This window comes from Nostoc punctiforme PCC 73102 (assembly GCF_000020025.1).
Lineage (GTDB): Bacteria > Cyanobacteriota > Cyanobacteriia > Cyanobacteriales > Nostocaceae > Nostoc > Nostoc punctiforme.
Genome location: NC_010628.1, coordinates 6596161 through 6614244 on the forward strand (window position 1 = coordinate 6596161; position 18084 = coordinate 6614244).

17 protein-coding genes are annotated in these 18084 nt (G+C 39.1%); 6 read left to right on the forward strand and 11 right to left on the reverse strand.

The features are described 5' to 3' along the window. The first annotated feature begins 88 nt into the window (after positions 1-88). Positions 89-925, forward strand: coding sequence for an SDR family oxidoreductase (locus tag NPUN_RS26990; protein ID WP_012411604.1), 837 nt, complete (start codon positions 89-91; stop codon positions 923-925). Between the two features lie 2 nt (positions 926-927). Then, positions 928-2190, forward strand: coding sequence for a lactate racemase domain-containing protein (locus tag NPUN_RS26995; protein ID WP_012411605.1), 1263 nt, complete (start codon positions 928-930; stop codon positions 2188-2190). Between the two features lie 443 nt (positions 2191-2633). On the opposite strand, the gene NPUN_RS27000 is transcribed toward NPUN_RS26995, so the two are convergent. The 7 genes from NPUN_RS27000 to NPUN_RS27030 all read right to left on the reverse strand — a co-directional run bounded on the left by NPUN_RS27000 (position 2634) and on the right by NPUN_RS27030 (position 10793). Further along, complete coding sequence (locus NPUN_RS27000; RefSeq protein ID WP_012411606.1) at positions 2634-4565, reverse strand: TnsD family Tn7-like transposition protein; 1932 nt, start codon at positions 4563-4565, stop codon at positions 2634-2636. A 259-nt stretch (positions 4566-4824) separates the two neighbouring features. Next, a complete protein-coding gene (locus tag NPUN_RS39475) occupies positions 4825-5703 on the reverse strand; it encodes a TnsD family Tn7-like transposition protein (RefSeq protein WP_083782439.1) in 879 nt (292 codons plus the stop codon). Beyond that, on the reverse strand, positions 5670-6122 hold the full coding sequence (locus NPUN_RS27010) for a TniQ family protein (protein WP_041565656.1): 453 nt from the start codon (positions 6120-6122) through the stop codon (positions 5670-5672). The genes NPUN_RS39475 and NPUN_RS27010 overlap by 34 nt, the downstream gene beginning before the upstream one ends. 11 nt (positions 6123-6133) lie before the next feature. Next, positions 6134-7741, reverse strand: coding sequence for an ATP-binding protein (locus NPUN_RS27015; RefSeq protein ID WP_041565657.1), 1608 nt, complete (start codon positions 7739-7741; stop codon positions 6134-6136). Further along, positions 7734-9302, reverse strand: a complete 1569-nt coding sequence (locus NPUN_RS27020) for a Mu transposase C-terminal domain-containing protein (RefSeq protein WP_041565658.1) — start codon at positions 9300-9302, stop codon at positions 7734-7736. Before NPUN_RS27020 ends, NPUN_RS27015 begins: the two co-directional genes overlap by 8 nt. A gap of 459 nt (positions 9303-9761) precedes the next feature. Next, the gene (locus NPUN_RS27025) at positions 9762-9944 is read right to left on the reverse strand and encodes a hypothetical protein (protein WP_041565659.1); all 183 of its coding nucleotides are present in this window, start codon (positions 9942-9944) and stop codon (positions 9762-9764) included. After that, the gene (locus NPUN_RS27030; protein WP_012411608.1) at positions 9945-10793 is read right to left on the reverse strand and encodes a TnsA endonuclease C-terminal domain-containing protein; all 849 of its coding nucleotides are present in this window, start codon (positions 10791-10793) and stop codon (positions 9945-9947) included. Between the two features lie 299 nt (positions 10794-11092). Here NPUN_RS27030 and NPUN_RS41030 point away from each other — a divergent pair, with 299 nt between their 5' ends. Beyond that, on the forward strand, positions 11093-11659 hold the full coding sequence (locus NPUN_RS41030) for a hypothetical protein (protein ID WP_234710988.1): 567 nt from the start codon (positions 11093-11095) through the stop codon (positions 11657-11659). Between the two features lie 130 nt (positions 11660-11789). Here the strand turns inward: NPUN_RS41030 and NPUN_RS27040 are convergent, their stop codons facing one another. The 3 genes from NPUN_RS27040 to NPUN_RS27050 form a co-directional block, all read right to left on the reverse strand. Continuing rightward, entirely contained in the window at positions 11790-13097 is a 1308-nt protein-coding gene (locus NPUN_RS27040) for a hypothetical protein (protein WP_012411610.1), read from the reverse strand. 105 nt (positions 13098-13202) lie between these two features. After that, on the reverse strand, positions 13203-13487 hold the full coding sequence (locus NPUN_RS27045) for a helix-turn-helix domain-containing protein (RefSeq protein WP_012411611.1): 285 nt from the start codon (positions 13485-13487) through the stop codon (positions 13203-13205). Continuing rightward, positions 13480-13791: a hypothetical protein gene (locus NPUN_RS27050; protein WP_041565660.1), complete on the reverse strand. Its 312-nt coding sequence runs from the start codon at positions 13789-13791 to the stop codon at positions 13480-13482. The genes NPUN_RS27045 and NPUN_RS27050 overlap by 8 nt, the downstream gene beginning before the upstream one ends. A gap of 97 nt (positions 13792-13888) precedes the next feature. Here NPUN_RS27050 and NPUN_RS27055 point away from each other — a divergent pair, with 97 nt between their 5' ends. The 3 genes from NPUN_RS27055 (at position 13889) to NPUN_RS27065 (ending at position 17846) form a co-directional block, all read left to right on the forward strand. Then, a complete protein-coding gene (locus tag NPUN_RS27055; protein ID WP_012411612.1) occupies positions 13889-14152 on the forward strand; it encodes a helix-turn-helix domain-containing protein in 264 nt (87 codons plus the stop codon). Positions 14153-14472: 320 nt separating this feature from the next. Next, the gene (locus NPUN_RS27060; RefSeq protein ID WP_012411613.1) at positions 14473-16527 is read left to right on the forward strand and encodes an HsdM family class I SAM-dependent methyltransferase; all 2055 of its coding nucleotides are present in this window, start codon (positions 14473-14475) and stop codon (positions 16525-16527) included. Next, on the forward strand, positions 16524-17846 hold the full coding sequence (locus NPUN_RS27065) for a restriction endonuclease subunit S (RefSeq protein WP_012411614.1): 1323 nt from the start codon (positions 16524-16526) through the stop codon (positions 17844-17846). Before NPUN_RS27060 ends, NPUN_RS27065 begins: the two co-directional genes overlap by 4 nt. On the opposite strand, the gene NPUN_RS42830 is transcribed toward NPUN_RS27065, so the two are convergent. Further along, on the reverse strand, positions 17824-17970 hold the full coding sequence (locus NPUN_RS42830; RefSeq protein WP_202947518.1) for a hypothetical protein: 147 nt from the start codon (positions 17968-17970) through the stop codon (positions 17824-17826). The genes NPUN_RS27065 and NPUN_RS42830 overlap by 23 nt on opposite strands. Between the last annotated feature and the right edge of the window lie 114 nt (positions 17971-18084).

The window sequence follows — 18084 nt, forward strand, 5'->3', positions numbered from 1 at the left end:
GGAATTTATCAACCAAAATTTTTACCCACCTTCAAAGGGCTAGTCCTTATACTGATTTCTTTAATTACGAATTACGAATTGAAATAAGATGTCAGATTTGATTTTAAATAAACTTTTTAGCCTAAAAGATCGGGTAGCAGTAGTCACAGGCGGTTCTGGTGTACTTGGTGGAGCAATGGCAAAGGGTTTAGCCCTTGCTGGAGCGCGGGTAGTCGTTCTAGGCCGCAATGAAGCACGGGCGAGTGCAGTAGTAAGTGATATTACTGCTAACGGTGGAGAAAGTATGGCTGTACTGGCAGATATTAGCGATCGCTCCCAATTAGAAATCGCTAGGGAAGCTATTATACAGCGTTGGGATCAGATAGACATCTTGGTAAACATGGCCGGTGGTAATATTCCTGCTGCCACAATTACCCCTGATGCCACTATTTTTGATATGCCACATACAGCTTTTGAGGAAGTAGTTAGCCTCAACTTACTCGGTACTCTATTGCCTAGCCAAGTTTTTGGTCAAGCAATGGTCGAAAGAAATCAGCCATCTGGTTGTATTGTCAATATTTCTTCTATGTCTGCCATTCGGGCGATCAGCCGCGTGGTTGGCTACTCAGCCGCTAAAGCCGGGATAGATAACTTTACTCGTTGGTTAGCCGTCGAACTTGCCCAAAAGTATGGGGATGGAATGCGAGTAAATGCGATCGCGCCAGGTTTCTTTATTGGGGAACAAAATCGAGATTTACTCCTAAATGCAGATGGCAGTTTGACCGAACGCGGGCAAAAAATTATCGAGCATACCCCCGCCGGACGTTTCGGCAAACCGGATGAATTACTCAGTACCTTGATTTGGTTATGCAGTTCTGGTTCTAGTTTCGTCAACGGGGTAGTTATACCAGTAGACGGTGGGTTCAGTATCTACAGTGGAGTTTAATCATGTATTCACTGGCTGTAAATAACGGAACACTTTCCGACGAGCAAATTTCTGGGCTAGTTCATCAAGCTTTGGCAGACCGTCAGTTAGATGGACAGCGTATTTTAATATTAATTCCAGATGGCACTCGTACTGCTCCCATCCCTCAAATATTTCGATTGCTGCATCAGGAGTTGGGTAAAAGAGTTCCGGCTCTAGATTTTTTGATCGCTCTGGGTACACATAATCCTATGAGTGAAGAACAGATTAATCACCTAGTGGGGGTGACACCAAAAGAGCGAGAGACAACCTTTAAAAAAGTTCGCATATTTAACCACCTGTGGAATGAGCCAGATACTTTTATTTCCTGTGGAGTAATTTCGGCAGATGAGATAGCAGAAATTAGCCGAGGAATGCTACATCAGTCCGTTGAAGTCCGGGTTAACAAGCTTGTAACACAGTACGATCTAATAATGATTTGCGGTCCTGTATTTCCCCACGAAGTTGTCGGTTTCTCTGGTGGAAATAAATACTTTTTTCCCGGTATTGGGGGTCAGGAAGTAATTGATATATCTCACTGGTTGGGCGCTTTAATAACCAGTTACGAAATCATTGGTACATCGGGAATAACACCAGTTCGGCGCTTGATTAACCGAGCCGCTAACCTAATTTCTACACCGAAACTTTGCTTGGCGATGGTGGTTGCACCTAAAACAAATCAGCTAGCAGGACTTTACATAGATAAACCAGAGTCAGCCTGGGAAGCCGCCGCAAAATTATCCGACAAACTGCATATTACTTATGTAGATCGGTCTTTTAAACAAGTGCTTTCAGTAATGCCCGAAATGTATGATGACATTTGGACAGCCGCGAAAGGAATGTACAAGCTAGAGCCAGTAGTAGCTGACGGAGGCGAAGTAATTATATATGCCCCTCACATTACTGAGTTTAGCTACACACACGGTGAAATTCTGTCTCAAATTGGCTATCATGTGCGGGATTATTTCCTCAAGCAGTGGGATAAATTTCAAGCCTATCCCGGTGGAGTGCTGGCTCATAGTACTCACTTAAAAGGTATGGGTACATTTGATTTTACAGAAGGGGAAAAAGCGCGGATTCGCGTCACTTTAGCCACTGGTATTTCTGCTGAACGCTGTGCTGCTCATAATTTAAACTATCGCGATCCAGCTACCATTAGACCCACAGAATGGGCTAACCGTGAGGATGAAGGTATCTTACTTGTGCCGAAATCTGGTGAAATATTATACCGTTTAATACAAGCGTAGTTACTATGTATTACCAAAATCATCTAGCACCTGGTCAGACGGATTTTTGTGAGAATTTGTGAAGTTATTGAATGCCATGAGTGATCGCTGATTCCCAATCAAAGTTGATCGGTTCAGGCGATCGCCCTCATAGCCATCAATTATATAGATAGAACACTTACTTCTCAGTTCAATTAATTATTCTTCAGTTTAGTTTTGTACACATACAATAAAGTTCTTTACTGGCAGCGCCTGAAACACTGGTTATTGCGTTGCCAATTTTTTGTTAAAGTTCTTTACTGAAGAAAATGCTAGCCGCAATACAATGTCAGCCACAAACAATAAAGTTCTTTACTGTCACAAGTTCGTATGTACTAATTGATATAGGTTGATTTTTATTCTTGGAGAACACTCACTCACCACAAAATATAAGGTTTTAAGCTTGATCAATAACCTTTTTTTATTTATATCAGCGAATTTAAAACTTCTAAAGCAGCTGCGATCGCTTCCTTGACCAAAGGTAACTTTCTCGTTTCTTTGCGTAGGCTTGCACGACGAACTAGTTGCCACTTTTGAGGAGTAATATTCTCTTGATGAAAAGTATTTGCTGCCCACTGCACTCTTCTCACCGCAAACTCTTCTCTGGTTTCTGCCAACTCATCTAAAATCTTTGCGGTCATAGGTAATCTGTTTAGATGTCTTTTTACCCAAGCGCTTGCAGGATGATCGAGGAAATTAGCGATCGCTGTCCTGCTAATCCAAATTGGTCGACTGGCATCTTGCTTCAAGCGCCGTGCAGCAACCTTTACTGCTTCCACCGTTTCAACATCTCGGTTATGCCAATCCACATTTAAAGTGCCATTATTTTTTAGTGGTGGCGGCAGATGCTTCAAAAGCCAATTTTTGTCGTATTTGTATAATTGACCATAGATTGCTGGGGCTTTACTTCGTAATTGTGTTCTTCCCGCATCAGGATTGGCTTCAATGGCCTCTAACCATTGCTTACGCCAGCTTTCGAGGATATCTGGAGCCTGAATAAATGAAAATACACGAGGCTTAAGTGAGGGGCATAACTCAGTTGCTCTCGCCTTAGTATTAGGTCGGGGAAAGGTAAGCTTTAGTTTATCTGCTTGACGAAGCACTGTCTTCACTTGAACTCCTAGACATTGACTAATCTCCTTAAGGGTAAGTGATGAGTCTTCCCAGAAAACTTTTAAAGATTCTTCCCAAACAGAACCATAAACCTTGATTTTTGAGAATCGAAATTGATCCTCTGGTGATTGATCCGCACCTATTCTAGAGTAAACAAAACCACAGCTACAAAAAAATGTACCAGTTGGTTTGCGACTTTCCTGGTTATATGTAATCAAACATTCCTTTATCTGCGGTTTATTAAAATATTTACAAACAGGGTTAAGGCAGGGCCAGAGAGCATTACCGAATGCTTTTGGTGCTTCTTTTAATTCAAAAAATTCTTGTGCTGTGTATCCTAAGAAGTGAATAAATAGCAGATGCCGTAGTGGATGGTGAACTCTTTTAGGGAAACGCACTAATTGAGCAAGCCAGTTATCACGAATCTGCTCATCAAGTGGACATTGCAGCCAATTTAACACTTGGGAAGGGTAGTGATTTTTGAAGAGCCTCAATAATTCCTGAACACGAATCCTACCTGTGTAAGTGACTAACTCTGGATTGGTTTTTACCAAAGACAGGTATTTTTGATACAAAGCTTCTAAGCCAGGGACGAAGGGGCAATTATTCAAAAGCCAGTCTATATCTGTGGCAATTTTCAACAGAATTTTGTGATCAGGATTTAAGGGGTCTACTGGACGAAGAGATACTAATTGAGTTGCCTGTTCTAAAGAAGTAAATTCAGATATGCGTCTACGATTGTGGGTTAATACAGCACTTTTCTCTAAAAAAACTCCATGATTGGAACAGACTTCAACACCAGGTAATTGATGAAGACGATGCCAGTAGCACTCACCAAACTGCTTCTGATCATCTTCCATACACAATGGACAGAAGCGCAAATGAGAAGGCATCTCAATGAATCCAGCAACAATTCCCAAGCGTGTATGAATTTTTGAGCCATTATCACCGCACATATCCTGCCGAACTAATTGAAGTCGCTCTAGTGGCAGGAAAGGTCTATAAAAGGGTAATAAAGTGTGATTGTCTATGAAATCATCAACTGTGTAAGAATGTCCGGTGGGTAAAGCAGCAACAAATCTGTTCAATCTGCTTGGTAGATCAACAGTTGCGATCGCATTTTTTGTTTGGAATAAATCTCTAACTACTGAAATTTGGCTAGGATAATACACTCTCTCTTGAAAGCGAGCGCAAACACTATATAACAATTCATTTGGGTAAGGATTAGGAAAGAAGCCAAGCACAGCCCATATCCTTTTAAAAAATATAAAAATTCATCTTATCTCGTCAAACTTTTTAATGGTTAATTATTAAACACCATTTGTATATTATTAGCACCTTTAAAAAACATATATTTTTATTTCAATAATTATAAAAAGTTACAATTTTAGGTATAGGATATTTCAAGTTTATAAAATACAAAATAACCCATCTACGATGTCGTGAACTTTTCTATTGTAAAGGTAAAAATATGCTTTATTTACTTATAAAGTGCTGTATAAACTATTTATTTGGCATTCTCCTTAACAAAGGTAATTTCAAATAACCTACCTGGCGCTCAATCGTCTCCTCACTAACACCAAGGTATTGAGCAATTTCTGTAAAATTCAATGCTCGATTTTGCCATAACATTTTCAAAGCATATTCCCAGGCATAACCGTATTCTATTTTCTTTGTTGCTATTGGTACTTGATACTTATTAATTATATCAAAATCTCTGTTGAAAGAGACAAAATCACAAATACAGCAAAATTCAGTTACAGCTTTAGTGCTGTTACTATAGTCTGTATGTTGGTATTTATCCTTAATTAATAGCTGTTGAAAATATTCACCCCCTCGATTGATGCATGGACAATATTCTGTTCCAAAAGGCTTATACTTCAAAGAAGTCTTAAAAAAATATTCCACTGTAGATTCAAAAAAGATAATCAACAATAAATGACGTAAAGGATGTCTTATTTTGCCATCTAAAATAAACATGTCTATAAGCCAGTTACTATGTCTAGCAAAATCACATTGAAGCATTTTTAGAAATGGAGGAGAGTAGTATTCTCTAAAATCATTGATAAGTTTAGCTAACGATTTTTTATCTTTAAAATTAAACTCTCCATATTTTTTGTATAACAGTTTTATATAAATTTTACGTACAGAATCTCCAAAAAAAATGGCATTTGGATACTTTAGAAGCCAATCAACATTATGAGCTAATTGTATAAAATATTTTAAATTGACATCTGATAATTCTAAATAATTATTTATCTTGGTCTTTACTGCTTCTTCTGCTGAAACTAATCCACAATAGTGATGACCTGTTCCTAGCTCAGTTTTTTGTAGAATAATGTTATGTATTAGACAAACTTCGACTCCAGGAACTTGATGTATGCGATGCCAATAGCATTCACCAAATTGCTTTTATCTTCTAATATACATTGAGGACAAAAACGTAAATAATTCATATTTCTCATAAAATTTTCAAAACGATTTAAAGTAACTTCTGGATTATTTTGTTTTATTGCATCTCGGAGCATTTTGATTAAGTATGGTGGATGAAATGCACTATAAAATGACAATGAAGTATGCTCATCAATTAAGCGATCGGCTGTGTAATTATTTTCGGCGGGTAAAGATGTAATCAGATAATCTAACCTAGTAACTAAATGTATATAGATACAAGAAAAACTTTCTCCAAAAATGTCTTGGAATACGTGCATGTTATTCTTGTAATTCATCCGTTCAGAGTACCGCGCACAAACACTGTAAAATAATTCATCTGGATAAGGATCTGGAAACCAACCAAGCATTTTGTTATATCCTACAGTTGGTACTCACTAACAGATTTTATATAACCTGCTTCCTTGAGAGCTTCATAGCATGAAACACCTGTTGAAGCTTTTTTAGCAACTATTTCTGGTAAAGTATCTTTTGAGTCAGTCTGTTTATTACGTGTCCTTGATTTCTGAGTAGCCTTAATAGGAACTGAATTAGAGCTTATCTCTTTTTCTTTTGGTAGTTTTGAGTTTGCTAACTCGGATAATTCCTGTGAGGGTTCAGTTGGCTTAATTTCCTCTGATGGGCTACTCTCTGAATCAGATTGATCTTCACCAATAACACTAGATGAATCTTCATTTGCTAAACGCTCTATTCCTTCTTCTATAAAAGGTTCGAGATCAATTGGCTTAACATCCTCACAATCCATGAGCAGTCTTAGTTTTTTGTCGGCATCTGTCTCTTTCAAGGCATTCAGAACTTTTGTTGCAGTACGAAGACAATCTTTAGCAACTGATTTGATGATTGAAGCTGTAATTCTCTCTTTACCACTCGATACAGCTCGCACTTGCGCCAGCATATAAATCTTGGCAGCAAAATCTGTAATACCTTGGCATTCGTAATAAAGGGTGTGGCTTAATTCTGGTGTCAGTGGAGAAGCTATTTGTACATATTGGTATCGCCAGAGAGATTTGACAAAAGTTTGCCAAGTTTCGTCCTCTTTCATTGTGTCCCAAACAAAATCTCCTTGACCTGTTCCCCGCCGTATCTGGCGAAACTCACTACTTAAAACAGACCAAGCTTTATAAGTTCCCACTAAAATAACTGGCAGCCCAATGGTGTTAATTAGTTGTACAAAAAAGTTGAGCATTTTTTGGCAGCCACCACTTTTAGCTAAACTAAGATTTTGGATTTCATCAATTACAAGCATTCCCAGTGACTGGATTGATGCGACACGCGCCATATTAGGAATCATGTCATCTACGGTTTGGCGCCCTTTGGTATAGTTTGTGTAGTATTGTGTTCCCAATAGGTCATCAACCGCTTGGAAAAAGTTGATACAAAGACCTTTGATTGAACCGTCATGAGGACAGTCAAGTTTTAGCCAGACTATTTGTCTTAAAGTCAAGTTTTTATTAAGATAACGGCTGTGATTAATAATTTGCGGATAAAGCAACAATATTTCTTCTACTCCGGTACTCTTGCCAATACCACTAAGGCCAATAATTGTCATGCTCTTTGCTGTTGAGCGTGGGGATCTAGGTACGAATCCATTGGGGTCAATTAAATCCAGCGAACGCTTAGTGTTTTGCCAAAATTCTGGCAATATAGGATTTCTAGCTTGATAGCCTAACCTAATAATTCGCGAAATTCTCTGTTCTAAATCAATGTGAATACCAAGGGGTGTAAAAAATTCTAAAGTATCTTGGATATAATGAAGGCGTAAGTGAGCAGGCTGATTACGCATATCTTCACTGTACTGTGGAAACTTAGCCAGACCCTTTGCTGCCTCTAATTTCGTCAGAATTTTTGGTAAAGCTTCAATAAGTGGATTACCACGATATTTGGAAACTTCTGGGTCGGAGTATATTGCATTAATCTTTTGCCCTGTAAATACTAAAAATGGAGGTTTGTACACTTCATCATCAGTCATTTCTCCACATTGCCTTGATAACTTCATTTAACATTTCAGTTTCTTCTGGTGCAGGTATATAGCCTTCCTCAGTGTCTTGATACTGATTATTAGCTTGGATTGGAAGGGCTGTTTCTAGTTGATCAGCAGGCTTTTCAGGTCTTAAATCACGAGCATTTTTATCTTTTTCATAATCTTTTTCAGCTTTTCGATTATTTTTTATTCCTTTAAGAAGAGACTGTTTAGACTTACCTTGACAAGCTTTTTCAGTTTTTTCTGTTACATCAGTTTTTTGCTTATCTAAATAAGCATTCAAACAAGCTTTTGCCTGTGTTTGATTGGGTTGAGCATCTTGTTGTGCGAAATTTTGCTCAACAAAGTGATCCATAATTTCTTCTAAATTGCTCCCTGAAAAGGTTTTTGAAACAGGAAGCATTTCACAAACTTCCATACGTTTCCCAGCATCGAGAAGTATATAGATCACCAGAGGCTTTCGAGGATCATAAGCAACTGGAACTTTCCAAGTTCCTTCCATTCCGGCCCTGATAAACCACTGCTCCCTCATAGCAGACTCACAGGTGTAACGCAGGCGATTATGTAAATTAACGCCTTTTACTCGGAAACAAATCCCATAACGAGTAACGCTAGCATCTGCTCTGTGTAAAAGATTTAAACGAATAATCTCAAGTGTCTCCTGACGAGGACGACCGTAACTACGGATTCCCCATTCCCACAACTCCGACGGAACAGGTTGCACATGATCTTCAATCATGTGCTTTGTCATAGGATACTCACTTAAATAATGGTAATTATTGTAGTAAAGGATGAGGCGGATCATAATTGCTCGAAATTCATCGAGGGTATAAATAGCATCTAGTCTATAATCTCGCTCACCTCTTTCCTTTGGTTTATGCACTGCTCCTGGTTGAAAATGAATGACCTCATCGTTAATTAAGCGGAACAACCTTTCTACAAAAGGCTTCCAGTCGGGACGGTATGGCGGTGTAGGTGAGATTTCTATACCAATACTTTTGAGTGCTTCTCTAGCATTAGTGCTTAAGTATTCGCTGCCACGGTCGGTTTGAAGTAATTTACAAAGATGGTTACAATTCCAATCTTCTGTTGTAATCGTGATACCAAATTCCTGGCAAAACTTTACCTTATCTGTCGCTGCATTTTCCAAAGCTAAAGATGCCCCTAACCAACTCGGCCCTTCAAGAGCCACGCTAAATCCTACAATGCTTCGAGAAAATATATCTACAACTAAGTAGAGAACAGGTCGCCCAATTATACGACTTCTGTCCAAAGAACTAACTAAGTAAATATCAGCTATTGTAGAGTCAATTTGCCAGAGCGCACCTGGAAAAGGAGCCATCTCAGTTGAATTACCCAGCACTTCTCGGTAGCTGAGGTTAAACTTACGCTTACCTTCACGAGATATGAGTGATTTTTTAAGATCGCGGTTTTTGTAATACCAATAGTTAAACTGTCTTGGAGTAGGACATTGTTCTTGAGGTAAAAGAAGAGGGATTTCATTTCCATCTTTTTGTTTGATTTTTACAGAAAAACAATTTTCGCGCATTTTCTGGTGAGCATCTTTGAGTGTTAATTTCTGTTTTTCATGATATTTCTTTGCACTTTCAACAATAATTATTCTTACTTGTTCAGTTATATTAATACCAGGAAGTTCACCTTTTAACTTAGTTTTTTTACTAGGAGCGCCTAGCTTTTTAGTGATATTCCGTTTTTTACCTTTTCCGCCACAATGATCATAGTTTGGTAGAAGTGCATTTAGTTTTTGTCCTCTTTGCCAGTAAGATCGTAATAACTGGTAAATTGTTGGCTTATTACTTCCTGTCAGTTCTATTGCCTGCCTAACTAATAAACCTCGCTCATAAGGAAAAAACGCTTTATATCCACCTTCAATAATTAAAGCGATTTTGTTCCACGCATTATCTCTAAAATTACGGTGAGTTTCAGGAATTAAATCTTCAGGGCGATGTAGATATGCATAGGGATCAGTATCTAGAATAGAAGCTTTTTATTCAGCTAATGCTGTTTCAATTTCTTCGGCCCTCTGTAAAACTGGAAATGCTTTAGAATTATTCAGATCAATTGTGACTATATCTGTTCCAGATGGGTCAATCCAGAGTAATCTGATAACGGTAAAAATATCACCATACTCATTCTGTAGTTCAATCAGCATATTCTCGTATAAATTCATTTAGCAGCTCTTATTTATTTCATATTTAAGGGAAGGAGTAGCCAAAAGTGCCAATTTCTTTCTAAACTGAGCCTGTAGTGGTTGGTTCATATCAATTAGCCATTGCCGATTAGCAATTAGATGACGGGCAACTGCAAGGCTACTGCCTGCTTCCAAGGCAAGTCGTTCATCGCACCGAGCTGCTAAATCACTTAGTGAAACGTCTCCCTGAATTACATCTTTAGCGAGTACGGCTGTAATTTGTTTAATATCAAGCTTTGAAAGAGGTGAAAGGTTTTCAATAAAAAAGTAGTTGTGTAAAAATTCAACATTTTTGACCAACACCTCTGGAATATCTTGTTCAGTAACTATGCCCCAGCTAGTATTATGGGACTCCCAATAACGACGTTCAATTTCAAACTTTTCAAGAACTCGCGGATTTTGTAATTCCCGTGAAGGCTTAATTGTCCTAGCTTGATCCGTAATTCCTACACCTGTAGTTCCTGGAATAGTTACAACAAAGTCTGTGGTCATCACGTTAGGTTCCCCAGTATTAGGATTGACTGGGTGTTTGTAGCCACACTGTTTAGCAATATCTAAGGTTTCTTCGAGTTCTAAAGGAAACTGCTCTCGGATGTCGATAACGATAGGCGACCATTCGAGCGCATAAAAATAACGAAACTCACTCATGCTAAACAAGTGGTGTTCTCTTTGAGTTTTCCAACCCAAGCCTTGGACAGAAAAACCTTGAGATGGAAAGTCTATTATCCAAATTGCTGGTTTGTAATTAATACCTCGGCCTTGACCACAGCCTTCATTTAGGCGCTTGTTAATGTCCTTCCGGTTTTTTTGGGATTTATGCTGAAGCATCTGTGTGAGAACTATTTAGAACATACACGTTAATACGTACATTCTAAGCACAGAAGTTGCACAAAAATGTGTATGTTCTAAAATAAAAAAACTTTAAATTTCTTTGCAATGTATTTAGCTGTGTAAACTGTGCGCTAGCTCTTATCATTGAGACAAAGGATATGTAAGTTTTCTGAGAGTGAGCGTGGCTAATGCCAAAAGGAAGCAAACGAGTTAAAGGAGTCCCAGAACTACAGGACGAGCTGAAGACGCGAGTTAACCTCTCCATAACTCCCACAGCTATACAGAAGCTAGATTTAATGGCTGCTGAAAGAGGAATATCAAAATCAGAGTTGGTAGAACGAATTGCGCGAGGACAAATACCTTTAAAAGATCACCGCAATCATTCAATAGATCCTTCGGTAGTAGCTCTAATAGAAGGTGTGGTTCGAACATTGCCTGCGCTTGATATGACTACTTCTAAACTAAAATTTTTGCCATTTGATCAGCGTGATAAATTACCTAACTCTCCTGGAGCATATTTAATAACTAATTGGCAATATGAATATATTGATTTTACCAATAACCTTAAAGATAGATTAATGGATGAGAATCTATTAAAATCTTTATTAAAATTATTTGAACATAAAGAATATGAATTATTATTATTCTGGATAGAGTGTAATGATGTCAGATTAATTAACTTTCTTTTAAAAGAAATCAGCAATGTATTCCGCGGAATTAGGGAAGATATTATATCTCGATCTTTGTCTAGAGAACTTCAGAAAAAAGAGTTTAGTAAAAAACCTGAACATATTTCTAATGATTTGTATGATTATGTCAAAGATATAGTTGGCCCTGGTAAACGAATAAAGTCCCTTATATAGTTAAGATAATTACAAAAATTTGTAATACTCAATGAATCAGCAAATTTCATATTTTTGATATATCTTTAAAAATTTAGATAACTGTTAGAGATTTATCTATTTAACCCTGCCACTAATACATTATTCTAAGTTAGCCTTCTGTAGTCGCAACACTCAGTGTTTGTTCAATTGATTTTAGGGCTGATTGAATATCTGTACTCATAGCATCCGCCTCAGCTTTAATTACAGCGATACTCTTACCAACTTCTGTCAGGGATTTTTTCATGGTTCTGATTCTGCCCAAAGCTGTGCGAATTTGTTGAATTTGTTGTTCAACAGCAGTCACATCCAGTTCTGATTCAAAAGTACGCAATTTATTTAACCTTTGCTGGATTACCAAAAAGCGGATAGCAATAATTAAAAATGGATGGGTTGTGGCGATCCAATAACCCGACTCAGAAACTCCCTCTGCCCAGTCGCCGATTTCCTGCGCTAATCCCTCACGCGAATAACTTAAAAAAATTGCCGAATTTGCAGAACGCCGCACCATTGCTTCTTGTAAATGTTGAGTGATTGCTTGGCGACCAAAAGGCTTTGAGGATCGGTTTCTTAGCTCGATCACAATTGATAATTCAATTGCAGCTAGCGATTTACTCGTAAACTTTACCAGAATATCGCCAGTGTCTCCATCATTACCAATATGCTCTACCTCCGCACCACTCAACTTTGACCAATTTTGCAACTCGACAACGACTAACTCCTCATAAGTTATGCCTTTTGCAGTTGTCTGCTCAAGTACTTGTTGTGTTATCTGTTGATCTCGAATTTCCCTAGTCAGTTTTTCCACTTGTTCAGCTAGCGGTTTGACCGACTCGGAAACCACATTTTTTACTGCCACTGCCAGAGTACCGTTTTCCTTAGTGGCATTTATTAATGCTGCTTTAAATGCGCCTTGAATGGAATCAGAGCGTTTAGCATCTAACAGTTGACGTAATGAATTTAGAAAGCGGCCAACAACAGAAGTTTCTCTGGCGGGATCAATTTCGTGTGTAAGCAAAGTGCCGACGCTATTGAGTTTTTCAGTGAGGATGGCTGAAGTCAAATTAATTTGAGCTTGCAGTGGCGCTAATAATTGACCATTATCTGTCCCAACTTGATTCACTAATTCCTGCCCAAAAGAGTCAGCAATTATTTTGACTGCCTGCTGAAACTCCACCAATAAAGATTCCATCTGCTGCTTAATTAATTCATTGCCATGACGAGTTTGAGCAGTTTGCAAGCAAAGAAATCCTAACTCAAAAGCATCCCGGCAAATATCCTCATATTCTGACTGGGGAAATTGTTGTAAGTAGCTAATGGCATTTTTGAGAGGGATTGCCATGCGATAAATTAGGACATGGTTTTCTGTTAATTCAATACTGGGGGGCAGGTAATAGGAGTCATCGGTGGAGCGGTTCATGGAGCAGTGGGTGGGCTGGTGACGATAAATTGCACCCTACTACCTATTTTTTATCTCGGTCAAGGTGATGGACAAAAGTTTTGTCAATTTGCAAAAACTGAAGAATTAATTCGGTGGTTGAGAATTATGCCACTGTTCCAACAGAGGATTAATTACTTCGGCGTTGGTGAAAAGAAAATCAGCTACAGCCATAATTCTTTGGTAAGGTAATCCAGCTTCTCGGCGACTGGCTTGTCCACCCAACCAGTGATAAGCCGTCGATTTAGAAATGGCACAGATTTTTGCTAATTCTTCGTAACTCAATCCCCAACGATAGCTAAAGTCTTGGGGGGACATGAACATTTGGTTATGCAATTCTAGTAACTGCTGATGTTGTTGAGCTTCAGACATGATTGCCCTGAAGCCTTTCCAAGAATGAGTTATCCAGGGGTTCGATATCGTCCTCGAAAGCGAAATCACAGATGCAAATTTCACGAGAGGGACTGCGCTCGTCTAACAAAACCAAGTAATGCAAACCAGCGGCAATGCAAGTGGCTTGTTGGGTGTATATGACTCCGATAACGCGACCATAGTCACCGTTGGGTACTTGAAACCAGCGCACCCATTCACCGAGATGAAATTTCTGTTGAGGTAAATCGTTAGGAACGACCTCTGGCAAGGCTACTGGAGGCATTTGAAGGGGTATTTCAGGCATAATAATTTTTTGTACCAATCTCTAATGTTATTTATACACTACAAAGAGTTATTTATAATATGTAGACTTATACCCTGCACTTTTTGAACATTGTGCAGTGAGCGAAAAAAATGAACTAAGTATTAAACAGCGCTTTGGCAAAGCGGTCAGACGACGTAGGCGTGAACTGGATCTTTCTCAAGAGCAGCTAGCAGAACGGGCTGAACTTCATCGTACTTACATATCCAACCTGGAAAGAGGTGAGTTGAATCCTTCGTTAGAAACTATGGAAAAGCTAGCAAACGCCCTAAACATATCCATTCCGGCAATGTTCATTAATTACGGCATTCAGGTTGAGAATGAACCACGGAAGGATTGTTGAGCAGTTGCATACTGCATTTCATGATTCATCATAAAACTCAGACGCTTGGGGACTTCCAAATAAAAAAATATCCCATCCCCTTGGCGAGCAGGAGAAGCAGGGGAGGAAGAATGTAACGATCATAGTCGCTCCCAAAATTGAATAATTTAATTTCTGGAAGTCCCTTATACATCTGAGCAGGCTATCCAATAAAGTGCCAATTGAAACTTGATTTTGAGTAAATACAGCTGGCTGTCATGATGCTACATCCCTTGTGTATTTTCTAATCACACTGCCACAATGGGTATACTTATTTTTACCCTTGAGCTAAAAACTGCTACATGACTGTCAATAATATCCTCCAATACGAATCAAATATCTGGGCAACTGCTGATTTGCTAAGGGGTTGCGGCATCAAGGAGTCGGAATGGCCATCCTATATGATGCCGTTTTTTGCGCTAGTGATGATTGAAAGCCGTTTGGTAAGGATGTTTGATGAATTAAAGGCGGAGATTGGCGAAGCAGCATTGGCGGAGATTGCACCGGAAGATTTGACCGGACTAATTGAGGATAAGGGGCAGGGTTACAACGTCTATATTTTCGAGAAGAACCAAACACTGAAGGATATCTGTAAAAATGATAAGTCCTTTGATGTGGACTTTGAAGCGTACCTGCGGGGTTTTGATGGGGAAACAAAAGACCTGTTGGGGGTGGAGGCGACGGAAGGTGAGAAGTTTCTCGATATTAAAGGGGTAATTACAAAGCTGAAGGCGAAAAAGGTGCTGTTGGGTTATACAAAGGAATGGAGCAGTATTGACCTTAAACCTTTTGATAACTCAGCAATTACGACCCTGGAAGAGCATATTAAGCGGCGTTGGGCGGATATTTCGGCGGACACGGCAGGGGAACAGTACACTCCAGATGATGTCATCGGGCTGATTGCCGAGATTATTGCTTCTAAAATTGAGGAATCAGATAAGCTGTTAAAAATTTACGACTGCACCTGTGGTGGTGGTAACTTGTTGTTTGGGGTAGAAGATCGGATTCATCAGAGATTTAAACGACTAACCCAAACTTTTGGGCAAGACTGGAATGATGCGCTATACGCGCTGGCGAAGATTGAAAGTCGGTTTCGGGTGGATTCAAAAATCGAGCATGGCAATACGCTCACGGATGATAAGTTTTATAACGATGAGTTTGATGTAGTAATCGCCAATCCGCCATACGGGGTGAAGTGGAATGGTTATCAAAAGGATATTGAGAACGACAAAACCCAGCGATTTAAGTACCTGCCGTCAATTTCCGATGGTCAGTTGTTGTTTATGCAGCACCTCATCTCGAAGTTGAATGCTAATGGTATGGGGGTTGTAGTTCATAATGGTTCAACGTTGTTTAGTGGGGATGCGGGTTCGGCAGAAAGCAATATTCGCAAATGGATGCTGGATTCGGACTTTGTGGAAGCGGTGATTCAGTTACCGACGGATGAGTTTTTTAACACGGGTATTTACACTTATCTCTGGGTTTTAAATAAGCATAAATTGCCACAGTGTCGGGATAAGGTGATGTTGATTAATGCCAGTGAGAAGTTTAAACCACTGAAGAAAAGTAAAGGCTCGAAGCGCAAAGAGGTGGATGAAGTCAGCCGCTTGGAGATTGTGGAAACCCTGACGCGGTTTGTGGATAATGACTATGCACGGGTGTTTGATAAGGAGTTTTTCTATTTTAATAAACAGGCAATTATGCTCACGAATGTAGATGAGCAGGGTAAAAGTTTTGCTAGTCGCTTAAAGGAAGGCAAAATCAGCCTGAAGCTGTCGCCGTTGAAGTTGGACAATGGGGAAAGAACATTAACAGAATTTACAATTACGAATTGCGATTCGCAACGGTTTGGCTCATTGGTAGAGGCATTTGAGCAAGATATTAAACCATTTGTTAGTTCTTTGGATTACAAAGAACAGCCGTTAACGGTGACGACGGAGAAGGCTTTGTACCGATTTGATGCTGATAGGGAAACGCTCATTAAAGAAGTTTTGGGTAAGCAGGAAGAAGCCTTGGGCTGCGGCAAAATTGTCGTGAAGGCAGCATTTAAGAAAGGGACGAAAACTCAGCCAGAAAAAATTGAAATTACGGTGGAATTAACGCCGGATTATCAGAAGGATTATGAAATTATTCCTTTCCATAGGGATGAGGTGGCGAATCAGGAAGCGATTGAGGCGTTTATGGCGAAGTATATTACCAAGCCGTTTGAGTATTTGGAAAATGTGGTAGGGGTAGAGATTAATTTTAATAAGGTGTTTTATAAACCTGAGAAATTGAGGAGTGTTCAAAAGATTCTTGGGGAAATTACGGCGATTGAGAAGGAGTTGAAGGGGCTTGAAGAGGGGTTAGGGTTATGAAAATTGAACGTTATCAGGCTTATAAAAAATGTGATATCGAATGGCTTTTAGAAATTCCTGAACATTGGAAAATTGATAGAGCAAAATCATTGTTCAGAGAGATGTCTCGACCTGTTTCGCCCAGAGATAAGATAATCACAGTTTTTCGTGATGGACAAGTAACACTTCGTGAAAATCGTCGTGTGACTGGATTTACAAACGCTATTGAGGAATATGGATATCAAGGGATAAGAAAAGGTGATTTAGTATTCCATGCTATGGATGCTTTTGCTGGAGCTATCGGAGTTTCTGACTCTGATGGAAAAGCGACTCCCGAATATCTAGTTTATACAACTATTGATAAGAATAAAATTTATGTTCCATTTTTTGGTTTCCTTTTACGACAAATGGCATTGTCAGGATTTGTATTGGCTCTTGGAAAAAGTGTTAGAGAGCGATCTCCTAGATTTAAACACACAAAATTTGTCACTCTAGATTTACCTATCCCTCCTTTTACAGAACAAGAAACGATCGCACACTATCTCGACACCAAAACCGCACAGATCGATCGCAAAATTGACCTCCTCACCCAGAAAGCAACCCTATACGGTAACCTCAAACAGTCTCTCATCAACGAAACCGTGACATGCGGGCTTGATAAATCTGTGCCAATGAGGGATAGCGGGATTGAGTGGATAGGCGAAGTACCTGAGCATTGGGATATTAAGCGACTTAAGGATTTATCTGATATTCAAAATAGTAATGTCGATAAAAAATCACACGATGATGAGATCCCTATTAAATTGTGTAACTATGTTGATGTTTATAAAAACGAGTTTATAAACACATCATTAGACTTTATGGATGCAACAGCAAACAAATCTGAGATAAAACAATTTACAATTAAGGAAGGAGATGTTTTTATAACTAAAGACTCTGAAACCTGCGACGATATAGCGATTCCTGCACTAGCCGCAGAATCAATTAAAGGTGTTATCTATGGCTATCATTTAGCGCGGCTCAGGACGAAAGAAAAAGTTTTTTTGGGTTCTTATTTATTTAGACTGTTTCAATCAAAAAGCTATGGATTTCGTTTTGTAATATCTGCAAAAGGCATAACTCGTGTTGGTTTAGGACAATCGGCAATAGCAGATTCACTAACTCCAGTTCCTCTCCTGTCTGAACAAAAAGCGATCGCAGACTACCTCGACACCAAAACAGCCCAAATTGACCAAATAATCCAAACCATCAACACCCAAATTGAAAAACTCAAAGAACTCCGCAAAACCCTAATTAACGATGTCGTCACCGGAAAAATTAGGGTGATTGACTATCAATAATATTTAAAAAATCTTCAGCAGTGATAATCGGGTAGGAAAAATTATCCTTCAGGCTGAGTAAATAGTGATCGCCCGTCACCAGATAATCCCCCTCACCGACCACAGCCAGAAGTAAAAAAGGCACATCAAACGAGTGATGATATCCAGGAATTACAGGGAAGGGTTCGTCCTGGAAAGCTAAACAAAGCCTAGATACTCTGCCCCAAAAATCAGCGCAGAGACTATGATATTAGTATCA

Coding starts and splice junctions, on each gene's coding strand:
- NPUN_RS26990 (WP_012411604.1), top strand. CDS start 89: ATGTCAGATTTGATTTTAAATAAACTTTTTAGCCTAAAAGATCGGGTA.
- NPUN_RS26995 (WP_012411605.1), top strand. CDS start 928: ATGTATTCACTGGCTGTAAATAACGGAACACTTTCCGACGAGCAAATT.
- NPUN_RS27010 (WP_041565656.1), bottom strand. CDS start 6,122: ATGCTTGGTTGGTTTCCAGATCCTTATCCAGATGAATTATTTTACAGT.
- NPUN_RS27015 (WP_041565657.1), bottom strand. CDS start 7,741: ATGACTGATGATGAAGTGTACAAACCTCCATTTTTAGTATTTACAGGG.
- NPUN_RS27020 (WP_041565658.1), bottom strand. CDS start 9,302: ATGCGCGAAAATTGTTTTTCTGTAAAAATCAAACAAAAAGATGGAAAT.
- NPUN_RS27025 (WP_041565659.1), bottom strand. CDS start 9,944: ATGAATTTATACGAGAATATGCTGATTGAACTACAGAATGAGTATGGT.
- NPUN_RS27030 (WP_012411608.1), bottom strand. CDS start 10,793: ATGCTTCAGCATAAATCCCAAAAAAACCGGAAGGACATTAACAAGCGC.
- NPUN_RS41030 (WP_234710988.1), top strand. CDS start 11,093: ATGGCTGCTGAAAGAGGAATATCAAAATCAGAGTTGGTAGAACGAATT.
- NPUN_RS27040 (WP_012411610.1), bottom strand. CDS start 13,097: ATGAACCGCTCCACCGATGACTCCTATTACCTGCCCCCCAGTATTGAA.
- NPUN_RS27045 (WP_012411611.1), bottom strand. CDS start 13,487: ATGTCTGAAGCTCAACAACATCAGCAGTTACTAGAATTGCATAACCAA.
- NPUN_RS27050 (WP_041565660.1), bottom strand. CDS start 13,791: ATGCCTGAAATACCCCTTCAAATGCCTCCAGTAGCCTTGCCAGAGGTC.
- NPUN_RS27060 (WP_012411613.1), top strand. CDS start 14,473: ATGACTGTCAATAATATCCTCCAATACGAATCAAATATCTGGGCAACT.
- NPUN_RS27065 (WP_012411614.1), top strand. CDS start 16,524: ATGAAAATTGAACGTTATCAGGCTTATAAAAAATGTGATATCGAATGG.